Origin of the sequence: Undibacterium sp. Ji50W, from assembly GCF_049340445.1 — a bacterium.
Classification (GTDB): Bacteria; Pseudomonadota; Gammaproteobacteria; order Burkholderiales; family Burkholderiaceae_D; genus Undibacterium.
Genome location: NZ_JBMPOX010000036.1, coordinates 1 through 26,359 on the forward strand (window position 1 = coordinate 1; position 26,359 = coordinate 26,359).

A 26,359-nucleotide genomic window follows, 5' to 3' on the forward strand; every position below is an offset into this window, starting at 1 on the left:
CAATCCGCGCTCGTCTTACGCTACGCGCGTCGAGCGTCTGCGATCTCACTCGGCGCTCCAGTTCGGTTCGTTGTTCATCCGTCAGATTAATTGGCTTGCCCTGATTCATCATTCGATCCACAGAAAGGATACGAATATGACAAACAAAACATTGGTTGGTTCAAACAATTCGCAAGCACTACACTAGCTGATATCGAGGCGATTTCTTCGTATGGCCATTTGCTTGCTGACGTCGCTCCAGCTCATGCTGGAGGCTACCGGACTGGTGCTCCAGTGGCGTTCGTTGTGTGCCTCAGTCGTTATTAAAACGATTACCCTTCGTTGATACAAGCCGGGTCTCGGCCCGGCGGCCGAATTCCTTTCTTTGCTTCGCCAAAGAACGGAATCAAAGAAAGGCGACCGCAGACTCGCCCTTCGGGTGCTTACGCTACGCTTCAGCATAATTTGTGCGTCACAAAAAATGGGAAAGCTTCGAAACTCGCTGCGCTCAAACACGAAGCTTTCTGATCCATTTTCTGTGGCGCACAAATTACATCGTCCCAAGCGGATTAAAGTCAACAGCAACGGCAAAGTCAAAACCAACGTCAACACAACCATATTCACATTTATTTGAATGCCATCGATTAACCATGGTGTTGGTGTTGGTGTTGGTGTTGGTGTTGGTGTTGGTGTTGGTGTTGGTGTTGGTGTTGGTGTTGCTTTTGACTTTGCCTTTACCTTTAATCCGCTTGAGACGAAGCCATTTGTGTAGTGCAGAAAATGGAAAAAGAAGGGCCGGTGTCTGAGCGTAGCGAGTTTCGGACCTTCCCATTTTTTGCACTACATAAATGGGCACTCCCGCAGGGAGCGAGTCTGCGGTCGCCTTTTCTTTGGATACTTTATTTTGGCGAAGCAAAGAAAGTATTTCGGCCGCCGGGCCGAGACCCGGCTTGGTTCCACGAAGGGCAATCTTTTCAATCAAAGTACGACACAAAAACAACACCGCTGGAGCGTCAGCCCGGTGGCGTCCTGCCCGTGCGCAGAAAAGACGAATACGTGTTTGATAAGCACAGTGTTGGGCTGATAAAGCGTAGCCTGGCAAGGCACGGCCCAACCTACAGCAACTGCAACCTCTACATCTTCCGCCTCAACACAAACCCCAGCAACACACTCAACACCATCAAGCCAATAACACCCCAATTTCCTAACAGAATATAAGGCGTCATCCCCTGATACCCCTGCACCTTCGCCGTCAATACCCCCTTGGTATTGGCAGGTAGTTGCGCGACCACTTTGCCACCAGGGACGATCACCGCTGTGGCCCCGGTATTGGTGGCCCGCAGCATGGGTCGCCCGGTTTCCAGCACGCGCATTCTGGATATCTGCAAATGCTGGGGAATGGCGAAAGAATCGCCATACCAGGCGAGATTGGAGACGTTCAGCAAGATGCTTGCGGTAGGGTCACCGGCGGCGTATTGCGACAGCAATTGGGCGGCGATTTCTTCACCGAACAAATCTTCATAACAGATATTGGGCATGACCAGTTGGCCGCCTACTTTCATGGCTGGCTGTATCGGCCCGGCAGTAGAAAACTCACCCATGGGTATCGCCATGGCTTTGACAAACCAGCGGAACCCGGGAGGGATGAATTCACCAAAAGGTACCAGATGATGTTTGTCGTAGCGGTAAGCCTGACTGCCATACAGGCGCGACATGCCCAGCACGCTATTTGAATACTTGTCGCCACCATCATGCACACCAACACCAATCACCAATGCAGAGCCACTGCTTTGGGCAAAGTTGTCCAACAAGGATAAATAATCGGAAGGTAATTGTGACGTCAGCATGGGCAATGCTGTTTCTGGCGTGACGATCAAATCAGCCGGTGCTGCCAGCAGCATGTCGTGGTACAGCGTCAGGGATTCATTCAAATGATCCTGATCAAATTTCATGTCTTGCTGCACGTTGCCCTGCAACAGCCGTACCTGTATGGGCTGACCCAGCGGCCTGGTCCATGCAATTGTCTGCAAGGCCCAGCCACCGGCAAAAACCACCACACACACCACGCCGGACACTTTCGCATAGTACGCAAACCTGCCACTGCCACTGCCACTGGCACTGCATAGCAATGCAATAGCTGCGGCCAGCAAAGCATTCAGCCAGCACAGTCCCAGCACACCGATCACGGGCGCATAACCGGCCAGTGGGCTATCGGTATGTGCGTAACCGGATAACACCCAGGGGAAACCCGTCAATAACCAGATGCGCAACCACTCTGCCACGGTCCACAGGGCGGGCATGATCAATAAGGCGGTCACCATGCCCGACAGTTGCCAGCGTTGACGCAGCCAGTGCAAGCTATATGCGGCGGCGGCCAGATAAATCGACAAGGCCGCTGTCAGCAACATCAGCGCCACGACCGCCAACAAACCCGGCAAGCCGCCAAAGACGGTCATGGCGATCAATAGCCAGCTGACACTGGCAGTCAGCCAGGCAAAGCCGTATGCCCAGGCCAGCCAGGCAGTTTGCCTGCGTGTGAAGGCGGCATGACCATCTCTTAACATCAGGCCAAACAGCAATGCCAGGCTGATGATTTGCAAAGGCCAGCAATTGACAGGTGCAAATGAAAAAACGTTCAGCCCCCCTGCCACTAGCATCAGCAGGAAAGATGAACGCCAGGACAGGGACGACAGTACGCTAGCCAGCGATTTAATCATCGGACCGCAGGGTAGGTCTTTGTTCGACCAGCAGCATCTGTACCTGACGGGCATCGGCCCGCAAGACTTCAAAGTACAGATTGCCGATGGAGAATTCATCGCCCATATGGGGTACTGCGCCCATGTAATTGGCGACATAGGCACCGATGGTTTCGGCGTCTTCCGACGACAGGGTGGTGCCCAACGTGTTGTTGAATTGCTCGATCTCGGTCAGGCCCTTGATGCGCCAGCGCTTGCCGTTACCTTTGCTTTCCAGCGCCAGGATATTGTCTTCTTCTTCATCGAAATCGTATTCATCTTCGATGTCGCCGACGATCTGTTCCAGCACGTCTTCTATGGTGATGAGACCGGATACGCCACCGTATTCATCCACCACCATGGCGATGTGATTACGGTTGGCACGAAAATCGCGCAACAGGATATTCAGGCGTTTGGATTCAGGGATGTAAATCACCGGGCGCAGCATCTCACGAACATCAAAAGCTTCTGCCGCGTAGTAACGCAGCAAATCTTTGGCCAGCAAAATACCGACGACCTTGTCACGGTCACCATCCACAGCAGGAAAGCGCGAGTGTGCCGTCGTCAGCACTTCCGGCATCCATTCTTCTATGGGGTTGGAAATATCGATGACATCCATTTGCGCGCGCGGCACCATGATATCGCGTGCGCACAGATCAGATACCTGGAACACACCTTCTATCATCGCCAGTGCATCGGCATCGATCAGATTGCGTTCTTGTGCGTCGTGCAATACTTCCAGCAACTCGGCGCGATTTTCAGGTTCAGGAGAAATGAGGGCGGTCAAGCGTTCAAACAATGACCTATGGGGTTTAAGGTCAGTTGGTCTGACCTTACTAGAGTGCTCTTGCATAATAGGCGTAACGCCGTTGTTTCAATCCTACAGAATACAACAAATGCGAGTGCTTTCCCCAGTTTTGACCTGGATAGTGGCAAAAAAAAACTGCAACGGGAAGTAGCAAAAGAATATTTTTCCGCAGCAAAATAGGTATCTTTTAACTACTTCTCATTCGTGAATTCGCTCTTGGCAGGTCATCTCACCCTGATGCGCGCACGCATGCTTCATTTACTTTAGAGCAAGTCCTCAACACAAAAAAGCACTTGCAAGGCATACTCGCTTGTGTCATTTTTAGCACTGTTAAGGTAAAAACAGACAACACCCCCATAACAAACAACAAGCTGAAGAGACTTCGCCCCCCGGTAAAACCTGGAAACCTGAAAACAATGGGCCAGTCGACCTCAACCACGTCAAAGGAGAAATCGTGTTCATCATCGCCAGCGTCATCACCGGCATCGTCGCCGCCCTGCATATCTATTTTCTGATACTTGAGATGTTCCTCTGGGATAAACCTCTGGGCTTGCGTACCTTCCGCAATACGCCAGAAAAGGCAGCGATCACCAAGGTACTGGCCGCCAACCAGGGTTTATATAATGGCTTTCTGGCCGCGGGCCTGATCTGGGGGCTGTGTCTGGGTCCGGCTGGCTTTCATGTGAAGATTTTCTTCCTGACTTGCGTCATCATTGCTGGCGCTTACGGTGCTTACTCAGTCAGCCGTCGCATCTTGTACATACAGGCTGCGCCTGCTGCGATCGCGCTGGTCTTGCTGCATCTGTAAGACCCTGTTTACGATCTAAGACCGCATCTGAGTCACATTGAGTTTGTCGGTAATTTACTGCACGGCTTCTTCCACGATTTCTACTGAATCGTGGAAGCGTGTGTAATGAATATGCTGGATCGGGCCCGTGCCGTTTTCAAAGACATCCACGTAGCGGTGGTTCCAGTGGATTTTGCTGCAAGGGTAATAGTGACGCGCCCTTTGCGGCTGATTCGTCGTATCGTCGACGCCCTCTATACTCAGTATCAATGAGGAATTCAGGTGACGCAGGGCATCTTGATCCAGGCCAAACAAGGGGCTGTTCTCATCGATGACGTGGATGACGGTCCAGCCAAGGATGAAGATGGGATGCTGATCACGTTCCAGTTTCATGTCGACGATCTTGCGAAAATTACCCATGGTCGATGATTTTTCATCACGCATCAGGCGCAACTTCGCTGATGCTTCGCTGATGATATTCATGCGTGAATTGGCCATGCGTATCAGCAGCACACGTTTTCCATCTGCGACATGGCTAACCGGATGCGCCGCAAAAATGATACTGGAACGCGGACGCGAGAAACGCGCAAACATGACACCGGTAATCAGGGCCACGCTGGCCATACCAACGAATATCTCCAGCGTTGCCACACTGTGCCCGTACACGGTCTGCGGGTGCATGTCGCCATAACCCACGGTCGCCAGGGTTTCCACACTAAAGAAGAACGCCCCCAGAAAACTATTCGGATGCAGATTACCGATGGGATTATCACCCAGCATGAACAGGCTGGCGAAACCCAGATTCAACACCAGAAACACCACACCGACACCGGCAAAAAACACCGGCCAACTGGATGTCATCGCATAGTAGTAAATGTCTTGCCAGAACTGGGTACGCAAACCATAGGCAATAACCGCCCGTTCACCCATGGTGATACGCCTGCCGCGATCTTGGTGTTTGTTCATGTTGGGTGATTTCTTTTGAACATTTTTTTACTCTCGAAGAATCAAGACTGGCTCTTAGTATAAGGTGGAAGCAATTGCGTAGCGATTTGTCCGTTTCGCAAACTTGATTTTTCAATTAAGTACTTGCGTTGAGAAAAACCATTTCAAGCCCCTTCCCCGTCAAGGGGAAGGATGGGATGGGGATGGGTTTCTATTGAAAATTCATTGACCGTCAATTGACCTAACCCCATCCCCACCCTAACCCTCCCCTTGAAAGGGAGGGGATCTACGAGTCATTTTTTGTCAAGCACACTATTCCAGACAGCAATATGTGCAGGCAAGAGTCCATCAGACTCGCGCCCCAATGACATTTGTCAATCACCTTGAAATTGTATAGCTGGAAGCAACGAACCGCTTCTATTTACCTGCTGGCTTCTGTTCCTACCTGTGGTGCCATCACTCAAATTACAAAGCCATTAACTCATTAACTACTACTGATACGGATTTTCCAAACCCAGCCCGGCCAGTATCTCTATCTCTAGTGCTTCCATTTCTTCAGCTTCATCATCCTCTTCATGATCATAACCCTGGGCATGCAGGACGCCGTGGACGATCAGATGTTGCGCGTGGTCGAGTACCGTTTTCTTTTGCTCTGCCGCTTCTTTTCCCAGTACATCGGTACACAGGATGATGTCTGCCTGGGTGACTTCGGCATCTTCATCTTCGGTGTAGGCAAAGGTCAGCACATTGGTGGCATAGTCCTTGCCACGATAATCATGGTTCAGTAGCCTGCCCTCTTCCGCATCGACAAAGCGTAAAGTGATTTCAGCCGGGAAGAACAGGGCTGCCTGCACGGTCTTGCGTATCAGCGGACGGGTCAGTTGGTCTTGCAAGCGCTTGTCGGCATATTGCACGGACAGGGTCAGCTTAGGTTTAGAATCAGGTTTGGCTTCGGATTTACTTTTTGCGACCATGGTGTGCGGAACTGAGAGGGGTTGCGGGTTTTAACAGTCCAATGGCGGCGCTGTTGGCGGTCGCATTGGCATTCGCAGATTCATAGGCATCGACGATGCGGGCCACCAGCGGGTGACGTACCACGTCCACGCTACTGAAATGCGTGAAGGCAATACCGCGCACGCCATCCAGCACCTGGCAGGCATCGATCAGGCCACTCTTTTGGCCGCGCTGCAAATCTATCTGGGTGGCATCACCAGTGATGACAGCCTTGCTGCCAAAACCTATGCGTGTCAGGAACATTTTCATCTGTTCCGCCGTGGTATTTTGCGCTTCATCCAGGATGACGAACGCATGGTTCAGCGTGCGACCACGCATATACGCCAGCGGGGCAATTTCGATGACCTGTTTTTCAAACATTTTTTGCGTGCGGTCAAAACCCAGCAAATCATACAGGGCGTCATACAGGGGACGTAAATACGGGTCTACTTTTTGTGCCAGATCACCCGGCAAGAAGCCCAGGCGTTCGCCGGCTTCAACGGCTGGGCGTGTCAGTACAATGCGTTTGACGGCATCACGTTCCAGCGCGTCGACCGCGCATGCCACTGCCAGATAAGTCTTGCCGGTACCCGCCGGGCCTATGCCAAAACTGATGTCGTGTTCGAGTATGGCTTTGATGTAATGGTTTTGATGCGGCGTACGCCCGCGCAAATCACTGCGCCGGGTTTTCAGCATCGGGCTTTCAATATCGGCATCTTCTGGCAAGGGCGCGTCAATCGCGACCTCATCGGCGGCAATGCTATCGGCCTTGTCGACCTTGCCAGTTTTCAGATTTTTACTGGCGCGTTGTTCTACCAATGCCAGTTGCACTTCATCGATGCTGATGATTTTTTTCGCCAGGCCATAGAAATGTTCAAGAATTTCTATGGCTTTCTCGGCATTGTGACCACTGACAATAAATTTCTCACCGCGCCGGAAAATCGTCACATCCAGTGCTGACGAAATCTGCCGCAGGTTCTCATCCAGTGGCCCACACAAATGCGCCAGGCGGGTGTTGTCCAGGGGTTGAGGGATGAAGTGTGCTACCGGCACGGGTGTTTTTGCCATTATGCTGTCACTGCCTCTTCAATTAATTCGCCACGTAAGGAATAGTTATAAGATTCGGTAATACGGGTATTGACCAGCGTACCAATGAGCTCTTTGGGACCGGCGAAATTGACGACACGATTATTTTCGGTACGGCCCTGTAATTCATTCGCATCCTTGACAGATGGGCCTTCAACCAGAATACGCTGCACCGTGCCTAGCATGGCATTGCTGTATTTTTTAGTATTGGCATCAATCACAGACTGCAAATGCTGGAGGCGGCGCAATTTCAATTCAGCCGGGGTATCGTCCGTCAGGTTTGCCGCTGGCGTACCGGGGCGCGGACTGAAGATGAAGCTGAAACTGTTATCAAAACCGACGTCATGAATGAGCTTCATCAGCGCATCAAAGTCTTCATCCGTTTCACCAGGAAAGCCGACGATAAAATCCGACGACACTGCAATATCCGGGCGCACTTGCCGCAGGCGGCGCAAAACGGATTTGTATTCGATGGCGGTATAGCCACGCTTCATGGCCGACAGAATGCGGTCGGAACCATGTTGGGCAGGCAGGTACAAATGATTGACCAGCTTGGGTACCTTGCCATAACAATCAATCAGGCGCTGGGTAAATTCTTTCGGGTGGCTGGTGACAAAGCGTATGCGTTCTATTTGCGGAAATTCAGCAATGTATTCAATCAACAGGGCAAAGTCAGCGATCTCGCCATCTTCCATGACCCCGCGATAGGCATTCACGTTTTGCCCCAGCAGGGAAATTTCTTTGACGCCCTGTTCAGCCAGCCCTGCCACTTCAGCCAGCACATCGACGAACGGGCGCGAGACTTCTTCGCCACGGGTGTAAGGCACGACGCAATAGCTACAGTACTTGCTGCAACCTTCCATGATGGAGACAAAGGCTGTTGCACCTTCGACCTTGGCCGGTGGCATATGGTCAAATTTTTCGATTTCAGGGAAGCTGATATCGACTTGTGAACGACCGGAACTGCGACGCGCATCGATCAGTTGCGGCAGGCGGTGCAGCGTCTGCGGGCCAAACACCACGTCTACATACGGTGCGCGCTTGATGATGGCTTCGCCTTCTTGCGAGGCAACACAGCCACCTACACCGATCAGCAGATCAGGTTTTTTACGCTTCAATTCGCGCAGGCGACCCAGATCAGAAAACACCTTCTCGGACGCCTTTTCGCGCACGCTGCAAGTATTCAGCAAGATCACGTCGGCATCGTCAGGGTTGTCGGTCTTGATCATGCCATCATTGGCATTCAGCACGTCGGCCATCTTGTCCGAGTCATACTCGTTCATCTGGCAACCGAAGGTTTTAATAAATACTTTTTTTTGCATAATTTTCTAATTTACTGAAGCTCAGCAAGCAAGGTATAAAAGGCACTACAATGCCGAGTTTTGCGTAAGAACCTGATTACGATCTGTAGCGTGCGTCAGCGGGGTAAGGACAACAAAAACGCAGCGCAAAAAGCGGAATGTACACTAGTACATGAGCATTTTGAGCAGCGCATGAGCCCCGCGTGGACTCCGATTGCGCCCGCGCTTAAGATCGTAACAGGTTCTAAGTCCTACTGATTGCTGCTCTTGAACTGCATCGGTGTCCACACTTCTGGCTTGGGCAATACCCGCTTGCGCTCATCTGCCGTCAAAACCCAGATTTTTTGCAATTCACCAAAATCGTTATCGGTGTAATTGACAATGATGTAGTTGCCGGTCAGATAAGTCGGCAATATCAGCATATTCTGTGCATCGTAAAAACGTGTCGCCGGTACGGTATACCTGATCTTGCCATCCATGATCACATCCGGATATTGCGACATATTCAGCACGCCACGCTTGGTATTCGGCGGGAAGCTGCGTTCATCTGTCACTTGTCCCGTCACTTGTCCCGTCGTTTGCGCCATGCTGCCCAGGCTGACGCCCGCCAGCATCAGAGCCATCAAACCACGACGTACAGTCAGAAAAACAGACATGCGCATGAACATAAGCAGGTGCCTCGATCAGGAAAGTGTAAAAACGAAAAATTCAAAGGAATCAACTACTTAAAGCTAAAATCTGGAATCTTACAAGGGTGCAATTTTAACACAGTCAGCGCCACCCAACAGCAGTAGCAAGCAGTAGCACTAATTTGATCAATAAGAGCGGGAAGTGGGCCAGTATTCTTGCTCATCCGCAGCAAGACTGCTTCGTACACAAGAAATCTGGGATAATGTTAAGGAAACTTTGCTTGAGATACTGCGCCAGAACAACAAAACCTGCTGTTAGGGCAATGAATACATGGTATTTGTCTGAAATCACCTCGGATTAGCCATATTCACCAGACTTAATCAGGGTTTAATTAAAAACCACGGAAATTCATGCACACCCGTTCTCCCCGCGCCCAAGTACGCGAATTTGATACTCGCCATTTTCGTGATGCCCTGTCGCAATTTGCGACTGGCGTTACTGTCATTACCACTCGCCTGGCGAATGGGGCGTTTCTTGGCCTGACTGCCAGTTCCTTCAATTCCGTATCACTGGACCCACCGCTGATACTCTGGAGCCTGGGCAATGCCGCCAACAGCATGCCGGTGTTCACCGGCAATTCGCATTATGTCGTGAATGTCTTATCGAGTGAGCAAGCCTGGCTGGCCGAACAATTCGCCAGCCGCAAAATCGACCGTTTTGAAGGCGTGGAATACACGCTGTCGCGCACTGGCCATCCGATACTGAGCGGTGCATCCGCCTGGTTTGAATGCCATAACCGCAGCCGCTATCCCGAAGGTGATCATGTCATTTTCGTAGGCGAAGTGGAGCATTGCGAATTTAACCATCAGGCACCACTGGTCTTTCATTCCGGCAAGTTTTTGCCGCCGTCGAAATAAACCCATGATGATTTTTCCATTTTCTTCCGACCTCATCGGTTATCTTGCCGCCTTTCTCACCACCACCGCCTTTGTTCCACAAGCCTGGATGACATGGCGTCGCAAACGTGCCGAAGGTGTATCTCTGGGCATGTACATCATCCTCGTCACTGGCATCATGCTGTGGCTGATTTATGGCTTGATGCTGCATGCACTGCCGGTCATCATCGCCAATATGATCACGCTGGTGCTGGCCAGTTTTATTCTGGTCATGAAGCTGGTGTATAAATAGAACTCATTGCATCAAGAGGGATGAGATGAGTTCTAAATACACAGCCATACTTCAGGCAAAGATTATCGTGTGAATCCCTTGGTTGAATTTCAACTCCGTTTGTGAGATGCTTGAAGCAGCCACGATTGGCTTTTAAGTCGACAGCGCTACTAAAATAAAAACCAAACTAAAAAACTGAGGGAAGCCTTTATGAAGAACCTACATCTTGTCTCTGCCGCACTACTGCTGGCACTGAGCAATATGGCATCTGCACAGATACAAAGATGCGTGGACAGTGACGGACGCGTAACCTTCACAGATAATGTCTGTGCCAAATCCAGTGTCAAGCAAAAGTCGGTACGTGCGGACCAGAAAATGGTTGGATCAGGTACAGAAACAGGTAAAGATACCAATTTGGCAGCCCAGAATGAGGCTTTCAATCAGCGCCACGCCCAACGAGAACTGCGAGCAGATAACGAACGTGCGGTCCATAACTTCATCAATACCCCGCTCCCTCCCGGCGTCAAGTATCAAAGGCTAACAACCTACAATGACAAACCTGCGACGCTTGATAGCAAGTAACAAACACCAATTTGCGCGCAATTTAGCGTGCAATTATCGGTAGTTCATGTTCGAACCCACATTAAATTTACAATACAGAATTACAGGAGCAGTGCTTGCCGGTGTTGCTTACGGCCTGTTACTGCGCATCGGGTTTGAATACAAAGCCATGCATGAATGGTTGCAAATCGTCTCCACCGCCTTCCTGATCGTTACGCCTTTCAGCATCGGTGGGCCTGAAGCAGGATTCAGATAAAACAGCGCACAATGGCATGCCGAAACATCTCATCGTTTCGCATGTCAGATTTATAGTCTGGGCAAGGGTATTGCTTTGTTCTTTTCCAGGCCTTCAGCATTTTTCTTCGCGATCATGGCATTCATCGCAGTCCATTCACTGGAATACACGCTGAAATCGATCATGCCGACTTCAATCTTTCTGTATTCGAGACCATTATTTGGCGATTCACTCAGGCTGACATACAAAGACTGTTTGCAATCCTTGAATTGCCTGACATCCTGGCCATAGTTGACCTGCATATTATCTCGTGCCTTGCACGATTCCAGCGACGCCGATTTGGGATTGACACCAGACCTATATGATATCCAGCGCATCTCCCCCGAAGCCTCGATGGTTGGCACCCCGTATTTTTCAGCCAGGGCTTTCTTTAGCTCGCTCGCAGACACATTTCTATAAAAATTTTCACGTCTTGCGATTGCGACCGCAGTACCTGATTGTGGCCCGAATCCCACCGTAATTTCACCGGCCTTTTCGAAACCCGTCGCTGCCTTTGAATACATGATATAAGCCAGATGTCCACGAAAATCCGGGCCAAGCAAATGCTCGCTGCGGTTACCTGCTTTATATCCCTGCGTAACAAGAATTTCTTCGATTTGTGTTGGGAGTGGCTGATCGAATCCTTGCATTTCCACAAAAAAACGTGTGCGGTGAAGAACTGCCTGGAATCAGAATGGCGGTGTAAATAGAGAGTATCTGTGCATTAGCGTACGCTGGTGGTTTTATTTGTATGTACTGTCAGCATCCTATTTCGTCGACGGGGATGACACGGTGCCAAGCATAAAACCCACCAATATAACGATTGGTAGCAGCAAACTCCAGAACTGCCAGTACATGCAAGCAAACGCACCGCCGATTGCGCCGGAACCAAAAGCCAGCACAGGCCACAGGAATTTGTTGATACGTTGACCGATTGCGCCAGCACTGTCCGCCCGCATATAGTCGAGCAAGTCGATCACCAGTTGCGTCACATTACCAGTCATGACGGTAGTGGGTGCTATATCAGTAAACACCAAGCGGCTGGCGGCATTTTGCACACCCATTGCGGCCGCACCGGCAATACCTGCACTCAATGCCGCCCAGGTATCAGCCGCCTGTATCGGCTGCGCAATCCAGCCCAGAACCATGAAAGCCAGCAAAAATGCAATTTGCATTCCCAGAACAGGATTCAGGGTTTTCTTATTTTTTTCTTGCAAGCGAATAACCAGCAGGCGCGTCAATGCCACCGCAGCCACGAAAGCAGGAAAAGCCAGGAATTTGATCAATACCCCGTGACTGGGATGGGCCAGCTCGCTACCTATCAGCACAAAGTTGCCGGTAACATGGGCCGTAAACAAACCAAATAGCGACACAAAACCGACCGTGTCCACATAGCCAGCCACAAAGCCCAACCCTACACCCAGATATTTGTTTTGTTCCATGGGCCATGCCTCAATCGAAATTTTAAGTTTGCCGCAAGACCGGCAACGAATACCGCCCGGGGCCAGCCAAAGCAATGCTGGAAAAAATAGTCAGCAGCAACCAGCCAAATTGGCCTTCAGCGATGCTCCAGTAAGCATGCACCAACAGCATAGACACCAGCAACAGGAAAAGAATAGGCAGACAAGCCAAGCGCGTAAAAAACCCTGCAGCAATCAGTAGCGGGCACAATACTTCAGCAAAAATCGCCAGCGACAAGGTCAAACCCGCACCTAAATGAAAAGGGTCTTCGATATGCTGCAATTCATTACTGAAGTGCAAAAGCTTGGGTATACCATGAACATACAACAGCAGAAAAGCACCTGCCAGCCTGAGCAGCAGCAATCCTGCATCAGGTGAAGCCTGTTGCAGCAGACTGAGCATCTTATTCTTGTTCATCACATTGAATCCTGGTTATGACTATTACCGCTGCAGTATTAAAATAAACCGGCAACGACATAGCCAGCGCTCATGGCGACCACCAGCAATGCACCGATGGGTGTCGGTGGTGCCGGTGAAGGAATATCTTGCCAACGACAAAAGGCACCGATGGCGAGCCCCAACAAGGCACCGATAATCAGTTCCATGCTATTTTCTTTCTATTGCGTGACCAGCACACAAACCCTTATTGCGGGCGGCCTGAGAAACAGAATAACGATCGACCAGCCAATAACCGCAGCTCATCATAAAAACCAGCAGTGCCCCGCTCAGCACAGGCGGCGAAGGCACCGGGATATGGGTCAGGCGACAGGCAATACCAACGACAAATGACAGTATTAAGCCAATGGCGATCTTAAAATATGGCATGATTTTTCCTTGATGGATATCAGAACGCAAAGCAACTGCAGCCCAGTACGCCCCAGAATGAAGTCAGTTCGGATACTGGTACGGATGACTTGCGCGCCACATCATGTGCATGCCCATGTACCGAACAGGTGCCGCGACATTGATGCGGTAACTTGGCATGGGCTTGCCTGTTCTGTGTATTTTGCTGTTGGGGTCGGTAGTGGCCACCCGTCCTGGTCACGGGTGACCAATCCGGCAACACGGGCAGCGGTGGTGGGCCAAGTGAGGATAATTCTGCGGCAGCATAGACGATCTTGCCACCAACAATGGTCAGGACAGATTCTATGGCTTTGATATCGTCTTCCGGCACGGCAAAGAAATCAGCAGACAGTATCGCCAGGTCAGCCAGTTGACCAACCTTGATCTGGCCTTTTTTACCCTGCTCATTGGAAAACCAGCTACTACCCCGGGTCCACAGTTCCATTGCAGTCTCACGCGGCAAACGGCCGGAAGAGTCATATAAGCGCATACCACCGACAGTGCGGCCGGATACCAGCCAGTATAGCGCCGTCCACGGATTGTAACTGGCAACACGGGTCGCATCGGTACCCGCGCCAACCGGCACACCCATCTCCAGCATCTTGGCGATAGGTGGTGTGGCGAGGGCAGCATCTGCACCGTAGCGCTCGACAAAATACTCACCCTGAAATGCCATTCTGTGCTGGATGGCGATGCCGCCGCCGAGCGCCTTGACGCGCTCTATATTGCGTTCGGTGATGGTCTCGGCATGGTCGAATATCCAGTGCAGGCCATCAAAAGGAATATCGCGATTGACTTTCTCAAACACATCCAGCATGCGCGAGATCGATTCATCATACGTCGCGTGCAGGCGGAAAGGCCAGCGCTGGCTGACAAGGTGGCGCACCACTTTTTCCAGCTCGGCCTCCATGTTCTCAGGCAGATCAGGTCGCGGCTCAAGAAAATCTTCAAAATCGGCAGCGGAAAATACCAGCATTTCACCCGCACCATTATGGCGGTAAAAGTCGCTACCATCACCCGGCTTGACCATCTGCGTCCATTGCTGAAAATCATCCAGCTCCTGTCCCTTACGCTGGGTGAACAGATTGTAAGCAATACGGATAGTCAGATGATCATCTTTGGCCAATTGGTCGACGATGGCATAGTCTTCCGGATAATTTTGGAATCCGCCACCGGCGTCAATCGCACTAGTCAGCCCCAGGCGGTTCAGCTCGCGCATGAATTGCCGTGTCGAATTAACTTGCAGTTCCAAAGGCAGCCTTGGGCCTTTGGCCAGGGTGGCATACAAAATCATGGCATTGGGGCGCGCGATCAGCAAGCCTGTAGGATTGCCGGCAGCGTCACGCTGTATCTCGCCACCTGGTGGATTGGGCGTATCTTTGGTGTAGCCAACCGCATTCAGTGCCGCACGATTCAACAAGGCACGGTCATACAGGTGCAGGATAAAAACCGGCGTATCCGGCGCCGCCGCATTGATTTCTTCCAGTGTAGGCATGCGCTTTTCAGCGAACTGGAATTCGGTCCAGCCACCAACCACGCGCACCCATTGAGGATGCGGTGTACGTTCAGCCTGCTGTTTGAGCATGCGCAAGGCGTCAGCCAGCGAAGGCACGCCTTCCCAGCGCAACTCCAGGTTATAGTTCAGGCCGCCACGAATCAGGTGTATATGGGAATCGTTGAGCCCCGGGATACCCGTACGCCGCTCCAGGCTGATGATTTGCGTGTCGGCACCACGGTGCTGCATCACATCTTCTGCTTCACCTACCGCCAGGAACTTGCCATCCTTGATGGCAACCGCACTTGCCAGAGGTTGAGTACGATCTACGGTATGGAAACGGCCGTTGTACAAAATCAGGTCGGCATGCATGCGAACTCCTTGGAATGGTTCTAAAAACAGAATGTACAAACACTGCGATGGAAATTATTCTGACAGACAGCTGGCGACCGTTTACTGTGCGCTTAAGCTATTTTAAATTTAGCAGTCTTACACAAAAATTTCGTCGAAAAAAGCAGCAACAAAGCCTGGCGAATGTTGAAACAGCCTCCGGGTATATTGACCTAAGCGGGCCCGGATAGCCGGGCCTGCTTATTATCCAATTATCCGATTATCCGGTCACTGGATTAATGTGCTTCACTGGCATTAAACATGGTTTTGGCATAAATCAGACCGAGGCCATAACCGCCACCGTGCGCGATAGAGGTGGCAACGGTCTGGTTATACGTTTCACCGCGCGCCCAGTCGCGTTGCAACTCAAGCAGGTATTGCAGTGAAGTCATGGGACGCGCACCACCTTGTATCATACGCTCCATGGCGCGCTGATGTGCTTCATCCGATACATCACCGCAAGCATCGGCGATCACATACACTTCAAAACCCTGGTCCAGAGCGGACATCGCCGGGCCAACAATACACACCGCAGTCCAAAGCCCGGCTAGCACGATCCTGCCTTTGCCGATGGCATTGACGCGTTCGGCGATACGGCTATCTTCCCAGGTATTCATGGTGGTACGGTCAATCACGTTCATATCTGGAAATACCGATTTTATTTCATCAAAAATCGGACCAGAGAAAGATTTTTCTGCCACCGTCGTCAGGATGGTGGACACATTGAATTCCTTGGCAGCTTTGGCAACCAGCGCCGCATTGTTGCGCAAGGAAACCGGATCGATCGATTTGGTGGCAAACGCCATTTGCGATTGATGATCAATCATGATCAGGGTATGGTTGCTGGGATCCAGCAGGGTTTTACCAGGCACGGCTTTGGCGACGGGCATACAATTCTCCTTGATACAGGTCATTAATTAAGGCCGCTGTCTGGCAACAGCCCACTTGAAATATACATCTATAGGACTTACGCAAAATTGGCCCAGCAAGGCGCGGCGACGAAGACAGTACTTTAGTACGCGACTACTAGGAGAGGAGCTGCAACGCAGCTGGGGCGCTTTTGCGTAAGTCCTAATCTAATTTTTTAATGCAATTAGCGCAGCAGCCACCCCCGCGCCATAAGCGCGATCAGCTTTATTGCAATTGTCGATATGACGTTGCTGTACGGGGCTTGATACCCCCTGCAAAGACCGTGCTGTATTCTCAAACAGCACTTGCTGCTGGGACGGGTTCATCAAACGAAACAGCGCGCCAGGCTGGCTATAATAGTCTTGGTCAAGCCGGTGATCCCAGTGTGCGGCGGCCCCTTCCAGTGGCAATGCCGGTTCAGCAAATTCTGGCTGCTGTTGCCATTCACCTTTGGAATTCGGTTCAAAACCCAGGGTCTTGCCGTAGTTGCCGTCGCTGCGCAAGGCACCATCCCGGTGATAGCTGTGAAAAGGACACTTGGGTGCATTCACGGGCACCTGATGATGATTCACACCCAGACGGTAACGTTGCGCATCACCATAAGAAAACAACCTGGATTGCAGCATTTTATCTGGTGAAAATCCGATACCCGGAACCACATTGGCGGGTGAAAATGCAGCCTGCTCCACATCGGCAAAATAGTTGTCCGGGTTACGATTCAGTTCCATGATGCCGACAGGTATCAATGGATAATCTTTGTGCGGCCAAACCTTGGTCAGATCAAAGGGGTTGATATGGTAGCTATTGGCAGCTTTTTCAGGCATGACCTGTACTTGCAACTGCCAGCGTGGGAAATCGCCTTTTTCTATGCTTTCCAACAGATCACGTTGCGCACTTTCCCTATCCCCGGCAACGATGGTTGCCGCCTCAGCGTCGCTCAGGTTTTGTATGCCTTGCAAACAGGTGAAATGAAACTTGACCCAATGTCTTTCATTTCTGGCGTTGATCAAGCTAAACGTGTGACTGCCAAAACCATGCATGTGACGGTAGCTGGCTGGGATACCGCGTTCACTCATGACGATGGTCACCTGATGCAGCGCCTCAGGCAAGAGCGTCCAGAAATCCCAATTGTTTTCAGCACTACGCAAATTGGTATACGGGTCACGCTTGACAGCATGATTCAAATCCGGGAATTTGAGCGGGTCACGCAAGAAAAAGACCGGCGTATTATTGCCCACCAGATCCCAGTTGCCTTCTTCAGTATAAAACTTGATGGCAAAGCCGCGAATATCGCGTTCGGCATCCGCCGCACCGCGCTCACCAGCCACAGTAGAAAAACGGACGAACAGATCCGTCTTCTTGCCTACAGTAGAAAATATTTTCGCCCTGGTGTACTGGCTGATATCATGTGTCACGGTAAATTGACCGAAAGCCCCCGATCCCTTGGCATGCATGCGGCGTTCTGGTATGACTTCGCGGTTGAAATTGGCCAGTTTTTCCAGATGCCAGATATCTTGAATCAATGCAGGACCACGCGGCCCCGCAGTTTGGATATTCTGGTTGTCGACTACCGGTGCACCGGCAGCAGTTGTAAGTTTTTTCATGGCAGGGCTTTCAATTTAGCGGGTCATCAACAGATCATCATTCACTATACAATCCGTCCGGCAGCACAATCACACGTCGTCCGAACAGACGTGCATCCACCGAATAGGCACCCGGCCCCAACAAAGCCAGTGCCAGAGCAGACAGAATCGACGTAGCTGCCGGTATCAATGCAAGATTCCCCATAAACACCAGAACACATGCAAACAGTATCCATAACACTGCGAGGACCGGGGTCACTACGGCAAGGCAGATCAGGCCCGTCCATACCAAAATAACTGTTGCAAGCCAAACCGGCATGCGACTCGCTTCACAACAGCCGCTATACACCAGCATTTGCAAGCCCATCGCCAAGCGCAGAAAGAGTAGGCCCATGCCCGGAGCACCGGCAGGAAACATGGAAAACAGTTTTTGCATTTCTTGTATGGCCTATAGTGCTCTTTTGCGTGGAATGATACTGTGCAGGCAAGGGAAATTTACAATCCTGCCCTTGCCTGCAAGGTGATCAAAGTGTCACAATCAGGATTTGATGAAGTCCAGCATGTCTTTGTTCAATTGGTCTTTATGTGTATCCGTCAAGCCATGTGGTGCACCTTTGTACACCAGCAACTTGGCGTTTTTAACCAGCTTGGCAGAAGCAATACCCGCGATGTTAACAGGTACGATCTGGTCATCATCACCATGCACGATCAGTGTAGGAACAGTGAATTTTTTCAGGTCTTCACGGAAATCAGTTTCTGAAAATGCCTTGATGGAATCATAGGTATTTTTGTGACCAGCCTGCATGCCTTGCGCCCACCAGGAATAAATCAAACCCTGCGAAACCTTGGCACCTGGACGATTAAAACCGAAGAAAGGGCCGCTGGCGATATTCATGTACAGTTGGGCACGATCCGCCAGAGAACCTGCACGGAGATCGTCAAACGCCTGTATAGGAACACCATCAGGATTGTCATCTCTCTTGACCATCAGCGGCGGCACAGCAGAAATCAAACCCGCCTTGGCTACGCGCTTGGTGCCGTGACGGCCGATATAACGCGCCACTTCGCCACCGCCGGTAGAGAAGCCAAACAGCACGGCATTTTTTAAATCCAGCAAGTCCATCAGTTGCGCCAGGTCGTCGGCATAATGGTCCATGTCATTGCCACTCCATGGCTGACTGGAACGCCCGTGGCCACGACGGTCATGGGCGATGCAACGATAACCTTGCGAAGCCAGGAAAATCATTTGTGATTCCCAGCTATCAGAGTTCAGTGGCCAACCGTGGCAAAAAACGATAGGTTGACCAGTGCCCCAGTCTTTGTAATAGATATCAACGCCATCTTTCGTTTTGAATGTACTCACTTTTTTTACTCCAATATGATGTAAAGTTGAAACAGGTTTACTGGCAGCCAGCGCTTGTGCAAAAACACCGCTGGTGGGCAGGCTAAACATTGCTGCGGCTGTCGCTCCCCCAACCAGCAGATGGCGACGCTGTTGATCCACTTCTTGCACGTTCTCTTCAGACTTCATGAATTTTTCTCCTTTTGCATAGAAACAGGTTTAACCTGTGGCATCAGACACAGCTCAATTCAATACCCGCCTGAATGCGCATCATTCGTCCGATTAAAGTGTAGTGTGCATAGGCATGAAAAACATCACCATAAATCTGGGTAGGCGCACTACCCATTCGGGTAGTTTTTGTTCAATGACGTGTATCTGGAAAAATTGCGCGGAAAACTTCAGTGCCGCAATCCCAGGTGCCGGCGCATGCAGGCCAGCCTGGTGACAAAATAGCTTTTTGACTGTTGTACGTGTAGTGGTACGTCAAGGCTGACTTCTGTACCCATGCCCTTTGCACTACAGATATACAAGCTGCCACGCAAACGTAAGGCGCAATCCTGCATGGTGTTCAGACCACTTCTGCCAGGCAATCCGGATATCGGATGCTGTCCGTCTAAAAAACCAGCTCCGTCGTCGCGTATCTGCAGGCGCAGACCCGAGCAGGCATAGGTCAGTTCTATTTCCACCTTCTGTGCGCCGGCATGCCGGTAGACATTCGTCAACGCCTCTCTGGCGAAGTGATATAAGTCATCGCGCATGGACAAATACGGCTGTGAATAATCACCAATGACGACCAAAGAACATTGACAATGCTTTCCGTCGGATAAGACTTGCGCAAGGTCAGCCAGCAATTGCTCAAAATCACAGTCATACTGTGGCAAGAACTGTTGCCCCATCATCTGGTATCGTCCCGGTTCAACAAGTCTTTCCGCATTCTTCAAGATAAGGTCCAATGCGCTTCTGACCGCTTCTTCATTTCTAAAACGAATCGCCATAGCATGCAATTGCAATACCAGGCTGTTGACATTCTGCAGCAGACTGTCGTGTGCAGACCTGGTCGTCTGGTTGTTTTCTGTTAAACGCATGACCAGGCGTGATCTGCCCTTACCGCGCCGACAAAGAATGTAGACGATTGCCAGCGAGAGACTGAGAAGGATTAAGCCTGCATGCAACATGAGTGGCCCAGTCAATCCCATGCTGCTGCCAATCATAGCAATGGAATATCCGGGCTTGAACTCTGGTCTCTGATCTTGCTCTCTCTTTACATCAGGTTCATTTTTTATCACTGGGCTGTAAGAAAAGACAGAAGCTTTTTCGGGCAGTACACCTCCATAGTTAAGCGCACGCAGTGCGGGCCGCAAATGTGCTTGTGGTTGCGGTATGTTCGTGAACTTGGAAATACCGTTTGAGAATACGTCAGCAGCGCACCACATCAGCAAACCGGCAAACCATATTTTCATTAAAATCCTATTTCATGAGTCAGAGTGAAATGTCTTGTTTCATAACATGAACCGGCATGGGTCTGGCCGTAGCTGATACTGCATCCCGAACCAGCGTTTTTGCGCTCCCCCTACTGATGAGAAAGTCAGCATGTTATTCAAAAGTCGCGTGTGAAGCATGACAAAGCAGTGTCGTTCAAATCAAAACCTGTTTCTGTTCTGGCATTCTGCTCGGTTTTTTCCAAAAGTGACAATACCCTTTAGGGTGATTGATAAAGGCAAATTTGTAGCAGGACGTAAGCCTGGCAAACCAAATCTTGGAAATAAGTTACTATTCAATTCTCAAATGCATTTTTTTGCATTTACCTGTAACAATTGTCATGAAATTCCGCATTTAGCTGGAGAAGCAAACATGGATTCCAGTGCCGCTACACCCATCAATATCTTGTCGGTAGATGACCATCCGGTTTTTCTGCAGGGGATAGCCAGTTTGATCGAAACACAGCCCGATATGCGGGTGATCGCCCAAGCCAGCAATGGGCAAGAAGCCATTGATTGCTTCCGCAGACTGCGTCCTGCCGTTACGCTGATGGATATTCAAATGCCCGTCAAATGCGGCATAGAAGCCACGCGTGAGATCAAGGCGGAATTTCCACAGGCTCGCATCATCGTTCTTACCACTTACGAAGGTGATGCCCGCACTTTAAAAGCCATCAAAGCGGGGGCCGCAGGTTACCTGCTGAAAAGCATGCTGGGGAAAGACTTGCTGGGCACCATTCGCACTATCAATCAGGGGTATAACTGCATCCCACCCAAAATGGCGGCACTCATGGGTTCATCGTCCGCAAACAATACCTTAAGCAAAAGAGAGACTGAAGTTCTGGAACATATCGCCACTGGCAATTCCAACAAGCGCATTGCGATTACCTTGTCCATTTCTGAAGACACCGTCAAAGCACATGTAAAGAATATCTTGTCGAAATTGATGGCCAATGACAGGGCGCATGCGGCAATGATTGCGGTTGAGCGCGGCATCATCGACTTAAGAACAGTTGCGCAATAAGAGTCATCAAGCAGTGCAAGCGCGCCTCCAGACAACCAGCATTCCCCAATATAACCCAATGCAAGCGCTACAGGTCGCACTAACACATGATCTGAGAGGCAAATTCAACAAAACAAGTTGTGTACTATTCTTGCATTTAAATGCGAGAAAAATACTGGTCGTCATCTTGTTCAATCTGATGATGGCGATTGCTCCCATGTCGGTAACTGCCAGCAATCCAGCGGCGTCACCTGCCGGTGCAGCGCGCGCCAGGCAAGCCAATCCACTGGATATGCACCACACCAGCTGGACGACGAAAGATGGCGCGCCACCCAATATTTTCGCCATGGCCCAGAGCAAGGACGGATGGTTATGGCTAGCTTCCAGCGACGGCCTGTTCCGCTTTGATGGCGTCAGGTTCGAGCGGTTTCGCCCGGCAGGAACGCAACTGATTTCCACCAATGTCTGGGGGATGCATCAGCTTAAGTCAGGCGCACTCTGGATAGGCTACAGGACAGGTGGAGCAAGTCTCATAAAAGATGGAAAAGTACGCAATTTCGGAATTCAAGACGGCTTACCAATCGCAACAATCTATGATTTCGCCGAAGACAGCGCCGGCAGTATCTGGAGCGCAACCAGTCGTGGTGTGCATGTATATGACGGTAATAAATGGACCGCGCCGGCGGAACAGTTTCATGCGCCTAAAGGCGACTGTACCTTCCTGACCGCAACAGACACGAGCATCTGGGCGCAATGCGAAACCGGTAGTTTCAGATTAGCGCCGGCAGGGATATCCTTTACTCCGCTACCCGGTCCCATAGGCATGGGGCGCCTTGTGGAAGACCCGAAACGAACTATCTGGAGTATTGGTGGCCCCCAGGGTGAAATTGTCGCGCTGAACAAGACCGGTGCCGGAGACGAGAAGAACTGGCCCAAACCGCGCGTCAGCGGCGGCACCATGCTATTCGACCGCGATGGTGAGCATATATGGATTACACGCGCAGATGGCCTGATCAGATCAAACGGCAAAGGAAAGAATGAAGCATTCGGTGTGGCACAGGGGCTGAGTGGTGCCATGCCCAACTACCTGTTACAAGATAAAGAAGGCAATATTTGGGCAGGTACTGAAAACGGTTTGGACAGATTCCGGAAGACTACACTTTCAGGCATCGCACTACCCCAGATATTCCTTGACAGGCCAGGTATTGCAGCAGGTGAAAATGGCGGATTGTGGCTAGGAAAAACACTTTTATCAAAACCAGGCCTGGACTCATTTTCCTCTATCCCAACCGGGACAGAACAAGATACTGTCACTGCTATCTGGCGTGAAGGCCCAGACAGTGTCTGGTATGCAACCATGATGGGACTAACCCATCAGCGCGGTAACATCACGGAAAAAATTGACCTCCCGGTAGAAATAAAGTCTCCCGATATTCGCAGCATTGCAGTTGACGCAGAGGGTTCATTGTGGATATCGTCACGCGGGGTAGGAACATTTCGCCTGAAAGACGGTAAATGGGAAGCTGGAGGTGGTCATCCAGAGCTGAAAATACTTGCCTTTTGTATTTACTCTGACAAAATTGGACGGCTTTGGTTCGGCTTTCTGGGCAGGAAAATTGCAATGCTGAATCAAGGTAAGTTGCAATTGTATGGTGTACAAGATGGTTTGCAGACAGGGAATGTCACGCAGTTTTACGGTCATGACAACAATATCTGGGCTGGCGGTGAAAATGGTTTATTTCGTTTTGACGGTACAAAATTTGTCCCTATTCTTGGTAGCGACGATGAAAATTTTCTTGGCATATCTGGCATGTTTGAGCACCAGGGAGTAATCTGGCTAAATGGTATGGCAGGCATCACCGCAATCGATATTGCAGAACTTAAGCAGGCATCAAAAGACCCGCAATATCACGTTCAATTCAAGCGCCTTGATCATAAAGATGGCTTGCTAGGGAGTGCTAATCAAAGCTACCCTCTACCTTCAGCCATCGCAGGCACAGATGGCGTTCTGTGGTTTACCACCACAGCCGGTGTATTCTGGCTGAATAGTGCGCAGGACAGCAAAAACATCTTGCCACCTCCTGTATACATACGTGGCATCACCACGCCAAACTCTAGCATGCCTTTCATTGACAATGCTGTGCTTCGCTTGTCACCACGGCCGACACGTTTGGAAATTGCCTACACCGCATTGAGCCTGACCATGCCCGAACGCGTTCGGTTTCGCTATCAATTGGAAAACGTCGACACTGACTGGCAAGACGCAGGTAGCAGCCGGACCGCAACGTATACCGACCTCGGCCCTGGTGAATACCGTTTCAAAGTGATTGCCGCAAACAATGATGGTGTCTGGAATACAGAAGGTGCTGCCGCACGGTTCTATATAGAACCCGCTTTTTATCAAACCTACTGGTTCAGAACATTGATTACCATCATTATATTGGCGGCATTGTTTGGTTTATACAAATGGCGCCGTGCGCAAATTGCCAGCCAGATCTACTCGCGCATAGAAGAACGACTGATGGAACGCGAAAGAATTTCACGCGAATTGCACGACACCATACTGCAAACGGTGCATGCCCTGGTCCTGCAAATGCATGTGGCGACACAAAAACTGCCTGCAGCAGAACCTGGGCGGGAAGCAATGGAACGTGCGCTGGATATGGCCACCACCACGATCAGCGAAGGGCGGGACCGTATCCGCGGCTTGCGATCACGCACAGAAGATCAGTTTGATCTGCTGGCTGTATTGCGTGAAAAAGTTAATGCAGAACAGCTTGGTCCCGCCGAACTGGTCACCCAAAATTCAGGCGAGATACGTCGCCTGCATCCTGTCATTTTTGAGGAAGTACTGGCCATCATTTGCGAAGCAGTACGCAACGCCTATCAACATTCAGGCGCAAGCACGATCGAAATACAAATGAATTATTGCCCGGATGGTATCACCGTCGTTGTGCAAGACAATGGCCGGGGCATCCCGCAAGAAATCGCTAGTGCCGGCCATCGCGCTGGTCACTGGGGCATGGTAGGCATGCAGGAAAGAGCCAAACGCATAGGTGGCGAACTGAGCCTGAAAAGCTCGGGAACAACGGGCACACGATGGATTTTTTCATTGTGCCCAGAACTTGCTTACGATGGGTATGTTTCATGATTTTTTTTGCATACCAGTCAAAAAACCCTTCGCACCATATCCGGTATCAAGATCATGACAAATGCAAGACCCATGAAAACAAGGCCGACGATCAAGGCCAGTACGCCAATGATATAAGCGAAAGCTTCATGAGCTTCCACGCCGTAAGGAATACGGCGGGTTAGCAAGCTACAACATCTTGACCCGCACACACCTCCCACACACAGGTACGCAACCAGCGGTGCGCCGGGTCGGCATCCATACGCGGATGCCACAGCATGGACACCGTGATGCCATCAGTGGGAAATGGCAGAGCGAAACTAACCATGCCTGCACGCAGGTTGCCGGTATGCCGTTCCGGCACTGTCGCTATCAAATCCGAGGCACGAGCCAGCGCCAGCGCCGCAGAAAACCCGCCCACGGTAATGGCAATATCGCGCTCCAGTCCCAAGGGTTTCAAAACGTCCGCCATAGGCCCTTTGTTATGCAGACGACGTGAAACCAGGACGTGTTTGCCGGAAGCATACATTTCAGGTGTCATCTCAAGTTGGCTCAGTGGGTGCCCGCTACGCACGACGCCAATAAAGCGATCACGGAACAAGGCACGTGTGCGCACTTCTGGACTGGTCGCATCACCGATCACACCCGTCTCCAGGTCAACGCTGCCATCGCGCAGAAAATTACTGTCTTTATTTAATTTGGGTATGAAGCACAGGCGCACGCCTGGTGCTTCTGCACTGATACGGGCGATCAAAGACGGGCCAAAATTTTCTACAAAACCATCGCTGGTACGCAAGGTAAAAGTGTGATGCAACTGACTGAGATTGAGTTTTTCAGCCGGACGCAGTAGCGCTTGCGCATCCTGCACCAATTGGGCGACTTGCTCGCGCAGCTCCAGCGCCCGTGGTGTCGGCACCAGGCCGCGCCCTGCCCTGACCAGCAAAGGGTCGCCCGTTGTTTCTCGCAGACGTGCGAGTGCCCGGCTCATGGCAGAAGGGCTCAAGCTTAACCTTGTAGCCGCACGCGCCACGCTGCCCTCTGCGAGCACCGCATCCAGGGTAATCAGCAAGTTGAGATCAGGGGTAAGCATACCGGGATGCTAGCACGCTTTGGCTTGACATAGCGTCAAACGCATGAATAAAGTGCAAACCATGCGCCTTCCGCCTTATATGACGAAAGCCTATGATCAAACCATCTTCATGTACGGCTTCGCCAGGAATGACATGTATGTTGAAATCTACTCATACCGCAGACAGTGGCACTGTTACAGGTTCGCCCTCAGCACGATGGGTGCTGGTCAGTCTTTCCCTGTCGATGTTACTTTCTTCGCTGGCGGTGTGTGTCAAGGTAGTTGTCGCCTCAATTTAAATTAAGCAGCCTTCATGTACGCCTTTTCTTCTACACGAGCCTTCTCTGGATTGAGATAGACGCTGTCCCCCAGTGACCAGTTCCGTGTTTC

The 26,359-nt window shown here is 50.9% G+C and carries 27 protein-coding genes; 7 read left to right on the top strand and 20 right to left on the bottom strand.

Features of this window, described 5'->3' with window-relative positions:
• Nucleotides 1-529 precede the first annotated feature (529 nt).
• The 3 genes from ACO0K9_RS27185 to ACO0K9_RS27195 form a co-directional block, all read right to left on the bottom strand.
• Nucleotides 530-961 carry a hypothetical protein gene (locus ACO0K9_RS27185; protein ID WP_422990383.1) on the bottom strand — a complete coding sequence of 144 codons (432 nt, stop codon included), beginning with the start codon at nucleotides 959-961 and terminating at the stop codon, nucleotides 530-532.
• Nucleotides 962-1,112: 151 nt separating this feature from the next.
• Nucleotides 1,113-2,696: an apolipoprotein N-acyltransferase gene (gene lnt / locus ACO0K9_RS27190; protein WP_422990385.1), complete on the bottom strand. Its 1,584-nt coding sequence runs from the start codon at nucleotides 2,694-2,696 to the stop codon at nucleotides 1,113-1,115.
• Nucleotides 2,689-3,567 (bottom strand): HlyC/CorC family transporter, encoded by an 879-nt coding sequence (locus ACO0K9_RS27195; protein WP_422990387.1) that lies wholly within the window; start codon nucleotides 3,565-3,567, stop codon nucleotides 2,689-2,691. The genes lnt and ACO0K9_RS27195 overlap by 8 nt, the downstream gene beginning before the upstream one ends.
• A gap of 418 nt (nucleotides 3,568-3,985) precedes the next feature.
• Here ACO0K9_RS27195 and ACO0K9_RS27200 point away from each other — a divergent pair, with 418 nt between their 5' ends.
• Nucleotides 3,986-4,330 (top strand): DUF1304 domain-containing protein, encoded by a 345-nt coding sequence (locus tag ACO0K9_RS27200; RefSeq protein WP_422990430.1) that lies wholly within the window; start codon nucleotides 3,986-3,988, stop codon nucleotides 4,328-4,330.
• A gap of 54 nt (nucleotides 4,331-4,384) precedes the next feature.
• Here ACO0K9_RS27200 and ACO0K9_RS27205 read toward each other — a convergent pair whose 3' ends face one another.
• The 5 genes from ACO0K9_RS27205 to ACO0K9_RS27225 form a co-directional block, all read right to left on the bottom strand.
• Complete coding sequence (locus ACO0K9_RS27205) at nucleotides 4,385-5,275, bottom strand: ion channel (RefSeq protein ID WP_422990388.1); 891 nt, start codon at nucleotides 5,273-5,275, stop codon at nucleotides 4,385-4,387.
• A gap of 470 nt (nucleotides 5,276-5,745) precedes the next feature.
• Nucleotides 5,746-6,228 carry an rRNA maturation RNase YbeY gene (ybeY, locus tag ACO0K9_RS27210; protein WP_422990390.1) on the bottom strand — a complete coding sequence of 161 codons (483 nt, stop codon included), beginning with the start codon at nucleotides 6,226-6,228 and terminating at the stop codon, nucleotides 5,746-5,748.
• Nucleotides 6,212-7,318 carry a PhoH family protein gene (locus ACO0K9_RS27215; protein ID WP_422990432.1) on the bottom strand — a complete coding sequence of 369 codons (1,107 nt, stop codon included), beginning with the start codon at nucleotides 7,316-7,318 and terminating at the stop codon, nucleotides 6,212-6,214. Before ACO0K9_RS27215 ends, ybeY begins: the two co-directional genes overlap by 17 nt.
• Nucleotides 7,315-8,655, bottom strand: a complete 1,341-nt coding sequence (gene miaB, locus ACO0K9_RS27220; RefSeq protein ID WP_422990392.1) for a tRNA (N6-isopentenyl adenosine(37)-C2)-methylthiotransferase MiaB — start codon at nucleotides 8,653-8,655, stop codon at nucleotides 7,315-7,317. The genes ACO0K9_RS27215 and miaB overlap by 4 nt, the downstream gene beginning before the upstream one ends.
• 230 nt (nucleotides 8,656-8,885) lie before the next feature.
• Nucleotides 8,886-9,290, bottom strand: a complete 405-nt coding sequence (locus tag ACO0K9_RS27225) for a hypothetical protein (protein WP_422990394.1) — start codon at nucleotides 9,288-9,290, stop codon at nucleotides 8,886-8,888.
• A gap of 384 nt (nucleotides 9,291-9,674) precedes the next feature.
• On the opposite strand from ACO0K9_RS27225, the gene ACO0K9_RS27230 reads away from it, so the two are divergent.
• The 4 genes from ACO0K9_RS27230 to ACO0K9_RS27245 all read left to right on the top strand — a co-directional run bounded on the left by ACO0K9_RS27230 (nucleotide 9,675) and on the right by ACO0K9_RS27245 (nucleotide 11,248).
• Nucleotides 9,675-10,181 (top strand): flavin reductase family protein, encoded by a 507-nt coding sequence (locus ACO0K9_RS27230; protein WP_422990396.1) that lies wholly within the window; start codon nucleotides 9,675-9,677, stop codon nucleotides 10,179-10,181.
• Nucleotides 10,182-10,185: 4 nt separating this feature from the next.
• Nucleotides 10,186-10,452, top strand: a complete 267-nt coding sequence (locus ACO0K9_RS27235; protein ID WP_422990398.1) for a SemiSWEET transporter — start codon at nucleotides 10,186-10,188, stop codon at nucleotides 10,450-10,452.
• A gap of 189 nt (nucleotides 10,453-10,641) precedes the next feature.
• On the top strand, nucleotides 10,642-11,013 hold the full coding sequence (locus tag ACO0K9_RS27240; protein ID WP_422990400.1) for a DUF4124 domain-containing protein: 372 nt from the start codon (nucleotides 10,642-10,644) through the stop codon (nucleotides 11,011-11,013).
• A gap of 46 nt (nucleotides 11,014-11,059) precedes the next feature.
• Complete coding sequence (locus ACO0K9_RS27245; protein ID WP_422990402.1) at nucleotides 11,060-11,248, top strand: hypothetical protein; 189 nt, start codon at nucleotides 11,060-11,062, stop codon at nucleotides 11,246-11,248.
• Nucleotides 11,249-11,298: 50 nt separating this feature from the next.
• On the opposite strand, the gene ACO0K9_RS27250 is transcribed toward ACO0K9_RS27245, so the two are convergent.
• The 11 genes from ACO0K9_RS27250 to ACO0K9_RS27300 all read right to left on the bottom strand — a co-directional run bounded on the left by ACO0K9_RS27250 (nucleotide 11,299) and on the right by ACO0K9_RS27300 (nucleotide 20,374).
• Nucleotides 11,299-11,916, bottom strand: coding sequence for a hypothetical protein (locus ACO0K9_RS27250; RefSeq protein WP_422990403.1), 618 nt, complete (start codon nucleotides 11,914-11,916; stop codon nucleotides 11,299-11,301).
• A 117-nt stretch (nucleotides 11,917-12,033) separates the two neighbouring features.
• Complete coding sequence (locus ACO0K9_RS27255) at nucleotides 12,034-12,708, bottom strand: YoaK family protein (protein ID WP_422990405.1); 675 nt, start codon at nucleotides 12,706-12,708, stop codon at nucleotides 12,034-12,036.
• A 22-nt stretch (nucleotides 12,709-12,730) separates the two neighbouring features.
• Complete coding sequence (locus ACO0K9_RS27260; protein WP_422990407.1) at nucleotides 12,731-13,144, bottom strand: DoxX family protein; 414 nt, start codon at nucleotides 13,142-13,144, stop codon at nucleotides 12,731-12,733.
• A gap of 38 nt (nucleotides 13,145-13,182) precedes the next feature.
• The gene (locus tag ACO0K9_RS27265; RefSeq protein ID WP_422990409.1) at nucleotides 13,183-13,332 is read right to left on the bottom strand and encodes a DUF1427 family protein; all 150 of its coding nucleotides are present in this window, start codon (nucleotides 13,330-13,332) and stop codon (nucleotides 13,183-13,185) included.
• A 1-nt stretch (nucleotide 13,333) separates the two neighbouring features.
• On the bottom strand, nucleotides 13,334-13,552 hold the full coding sequence (locus ACO0K9_RS27270; protein ID WP_422990410.1) for a DUF1427 family protein: 219 nt from the start codon (nucleotides 13,550-13,552) through the stop codon (nucleotides 13,334-13,336).
• A 19-nt stretch (nucleotides 13,553-13,571) separates the two neighbouring features.
• The gene (locus tag ACO0K9_RS27275) at nucleotides 13,572-15,437 is read right to left on the bottom strand and encodes an amidohydrolase (protein ID WP_422990412.1); all 1,866 of its coding nucleotides are present in this window, start codon (nucleotides 15,435-15,437) and stop codon (nucleotides 13,572-13,574) included.
• A 254-nt stretch (nucleotides 15,438-15,691) separates the two neighbouring features.
• Complete coding sequence (locus ACO0K9_RS27280; RefSeq protein ID WP_422990414.1) at nucleotides 15,692-16,345, bottom strand: hydrolase; 654 nt, start codon at nucleotides 16,343-16,345, stop codon at nucleotides 15,692-15,694.
• Nucleotides 16,346-16,531: 186 nt separating this feature from the next.
• A complete protein-coding gene (locus ACO0K9_RS27285; protein ID WP_422990416.1) occupies nucleotides 16,532-17,968 on the bottom strand; it encodes a catalase in 1,437 nt (478 codons plus the stop codon).
• 37 nt (nucleotides 17,969-18,005) lie between these two features.
• On the bottom strand, nucleotides 18,006-18,383 hold the full coding sequence (locus tag ACO0K9_RS27290; RefSeq protein ID WP_422990418.1) for a hypothetical protein: 378 nt from the start codon (nucleotides 18,381-18,383) through the stop codon (nucleotides 18,006-18,008).
• A gap of 102 nt (nucleotides 18,384-18,485) precedes the next feature.
• Entirely contained in the window at nucleotides 18,486-19,478 is a 993-nt protein-coding gene (locus ACO0K9_RS27295; protein ID WP_422990420.1) for an alpha/beta fold hydrolase, read from the bottom strand.
• A 209-nt stretch (nucleotides 19,479-19,687) separates the two neighbouring features.
• On the bottom strand, nucleotides 19,688-20,374 hold the full coding sequence (locus ACO0K9_RS27300; protein ID WP_422990422.1) for a sensor histidine kinase: 687 nt from the start codon (nucleotides 20,372-20,374) through the stop codon (nucleotides 19,688-19,690).
• A 766-nt stretch (nucleotides 20,375-21,140) separates the two neighbouring features.
• Between ACO0K9_RS27300 and ACO0K9_RS27305 the strand changes: the two genes are divergently transcribed.
• Together ACO0K9_RS27305 and ACO0K9_RS27310 are read left to right on the top strand one after the other, a co-directional pair.
• On the top strand, nucleotides 21,141-21,791 hold the full coding sequence (locus tag ACO0K9_RS27305; RefSeq protein ID WP_422990424.1) for a response regulator: 651 nt from the start codon (nucleotides 21,141-21,143) through the stop codon (nucleotides 21,789-21,791).
• 130 nt (nucleotides 21,792-21,921) lie between these two features.
• Nucleotides 21,922-24,921, top strand: coding sequence for a sensor histidine kinase (locus ACO0K9_RS27310; RefSeq protein WP_422990426.1), 3,000 nt, complete (start codon nucleotides 21,922-21,924; stop codon nucleotides 24,919-24,921).
• Between the two features lie 160 nt (nucleotides 24,922-25,081).
• On the opposite strand, the gene ACO0K9_RS27315 is transcribed toward ACO0K9_RS27310, so the two are convergent.
• A complete protein-coding gene (locus tag ACO0K9_RS27315; RefSeq protein ID WP_422990428.1) occupies nucleotides 25,082-25,990 on the bottom strand; it encodes a LysR family transcriptional regulator in 909 nt (302 codons plus the stop codon).
• Nucleotides 25,991-26,359: the final 369 nt, after the last annotated feature.

Excerpts from the sequence above, each read along its gene's own strand:
- lnt (WP_422990385.1), bottom strand. The coding sequence starts at position 2,696 with ATGATTAAATCGCTGGCTAGCGTACTGTCGTCCCTGTCCTGGCGTTCA.
- ACO0K9_RS27195 (WP_422990387.1), bottom strand. The coding sequence starts at position 3,567 with ATGCAAGAGCACTCTAGTAAGGTCAGACCAACTGACCTTAAACCCCAT.
- ACO0K9_RS27205 (WP_422990388.1), bottom strand. The coding sequence starts at position 5,275 with ATGAACAAACACCAAGATCGCGGCAGGCGTATCACCATGGGTGAACGG.
- ybeY (WP_422990390.1), bottom strand. The coding sequence starts at position 6,228 with ATGGTCGCAAAAAGTAAATCCGAAGCCAAACCTGATTCTAAACCTAAG.
- miaB (WP_422990392.1), bottom strand. The coding sequence starts at position 8,655 with ATGCAAAAAAAAGTATTTATTAAAACCTTCGGTTGCCAGATGAACGAG.
- ACO0K9_RS27225 (WP_422990394.1), bottom strand. The coding sequence starts at position 9,290 with ATGTCTGTTTTTCTGACTGTACGTCGTGGTTTGATGGCTCTGATGCTG.
- ACO0K9_RS27230 (WP_422990396.1), top strand. The coding sequence starts at position 9,675 with ATGCACACCCGTTCTCCCCGCGCCCAAGTACGCGAATTTGATACTCGC.
- ACO0K9_RS27235 (WP_422990398.1), top strand. The coding sequence starts at position 10,186 with ATGATGATTTTTCCATTTTCTTCCGACCTCATCGGTTATCTTGCCGCC.
- ACO0K9_RS27240 (WP_422990400.1), top strand. The coding sequence starts at position 10,642 with ATGAAGAACCTACATCTTGTCTCTGCCGCACTACTGCTGGCACTGAGC.
- ACO0K9_RS27245 (WP_422990402.1), top strand. The coding sequence starts at position 11,060 with ATGTTCGAACCCACATTAAATTTACAATACAGAATTACAGGAGCAGTG.
- ACO0K9_RS27250 (WP_422990403.1), bottom strand. The coding sequence starts at position 11,916 with ATGCAAGGATTCGATCAGCCACTCCCAACACAAATCGAAGAAATTCTT.
- ACO0K9_RS27255 (WP_422990405.1), bottom strand. The coding sequence starts at position 12,708 with ATGGAACAAAACAAATATCTGGGTGTAGGGTTGGGCTTTGTGGCTGGC.
- ACO0K9_RS27260 (WP_422990407.1), bottom strand. The coding sequence starts at position 13,144 with ATGAACAAGAATAAGATGCTCAGTCTGCTGCAACAGGCTTCACCTGAT.
- ACO0K9_RS27265 (WP_422990409.1), bottom strand. The coding sequence starts at position 13,332 with ATGGAACTGATTATCGGTGCCTTGTTGGGGCTCGCCATCGGTGCCTTT.
- ACO0K9_RS27270 (WP_422990410.1), bottom strand. The coding sequence starts at position 13,552 with ATGCCATATTTTAAGATCGCCATTGGCTTAATACTGTCATTTGTCGTT.
- ACO0K9_RS27275 (WP_422990412.1), bottom strand. The coding sequence starts at position 15,437 with ATGCATGCCGACCTGATTTTGTACAACGGCCGTTTCCATACCGTAGAT.
- ACO0K9_RS27280 (WP_422990414.1), bottom strand. The coding sequence starts at position 16,345 with ATGCCCGTCGCCAAAGCCGTGCCTGGTAAAACCCTGCTGGATCCCAGC.
- ACO0K9_RS27285 (WP_422990416.1), bottom strand. The coding sequence starts at position 17,968 with ATGAAAAAACTTACAACTGCTGCCGGTGCACCGGTAGTCGACAACCAG.
- ACO0K9_RS27290 (WP_422990418.1), bottom strand. The coding sequence starts at position 18,383 with ATGCAAAAACTGTTTTCCATGTTTCCTGCCGGTGCTCCGGGCATGGGC.
- ACO0K9_RS27295 (WP_422990420.1), bottom strand. The coding sequence starts at position 19,478 with ATGAAGTCTGAAGAGAACGTGCAAGAAGTGGATCAACAGCGTCGCCAT.
- ACO0K9_RS27300 (WP_422990422.1), bottom strand. The coding sequence starts at position 20,374 with ATGCGTTTAACAGAAAACAACCAGACGACCAGGTCTGCACACGACAGT.
- ACO0K9_RS27305 (WP_422990424.1), top strand. The coding sequence starts at position 21,141 with ATGGATTCCAGTGCCGCTACACCCATCAATATCTTGTCGGTAGATGAC.
- ACO0K9_RS27315 (WP_422990428.1), bottom strand. The coding sequence starts at position 25,990 with ATGCTTACCCCTGATCTCAACTTGCTGATTACCCTGGATGCGGTGCTC.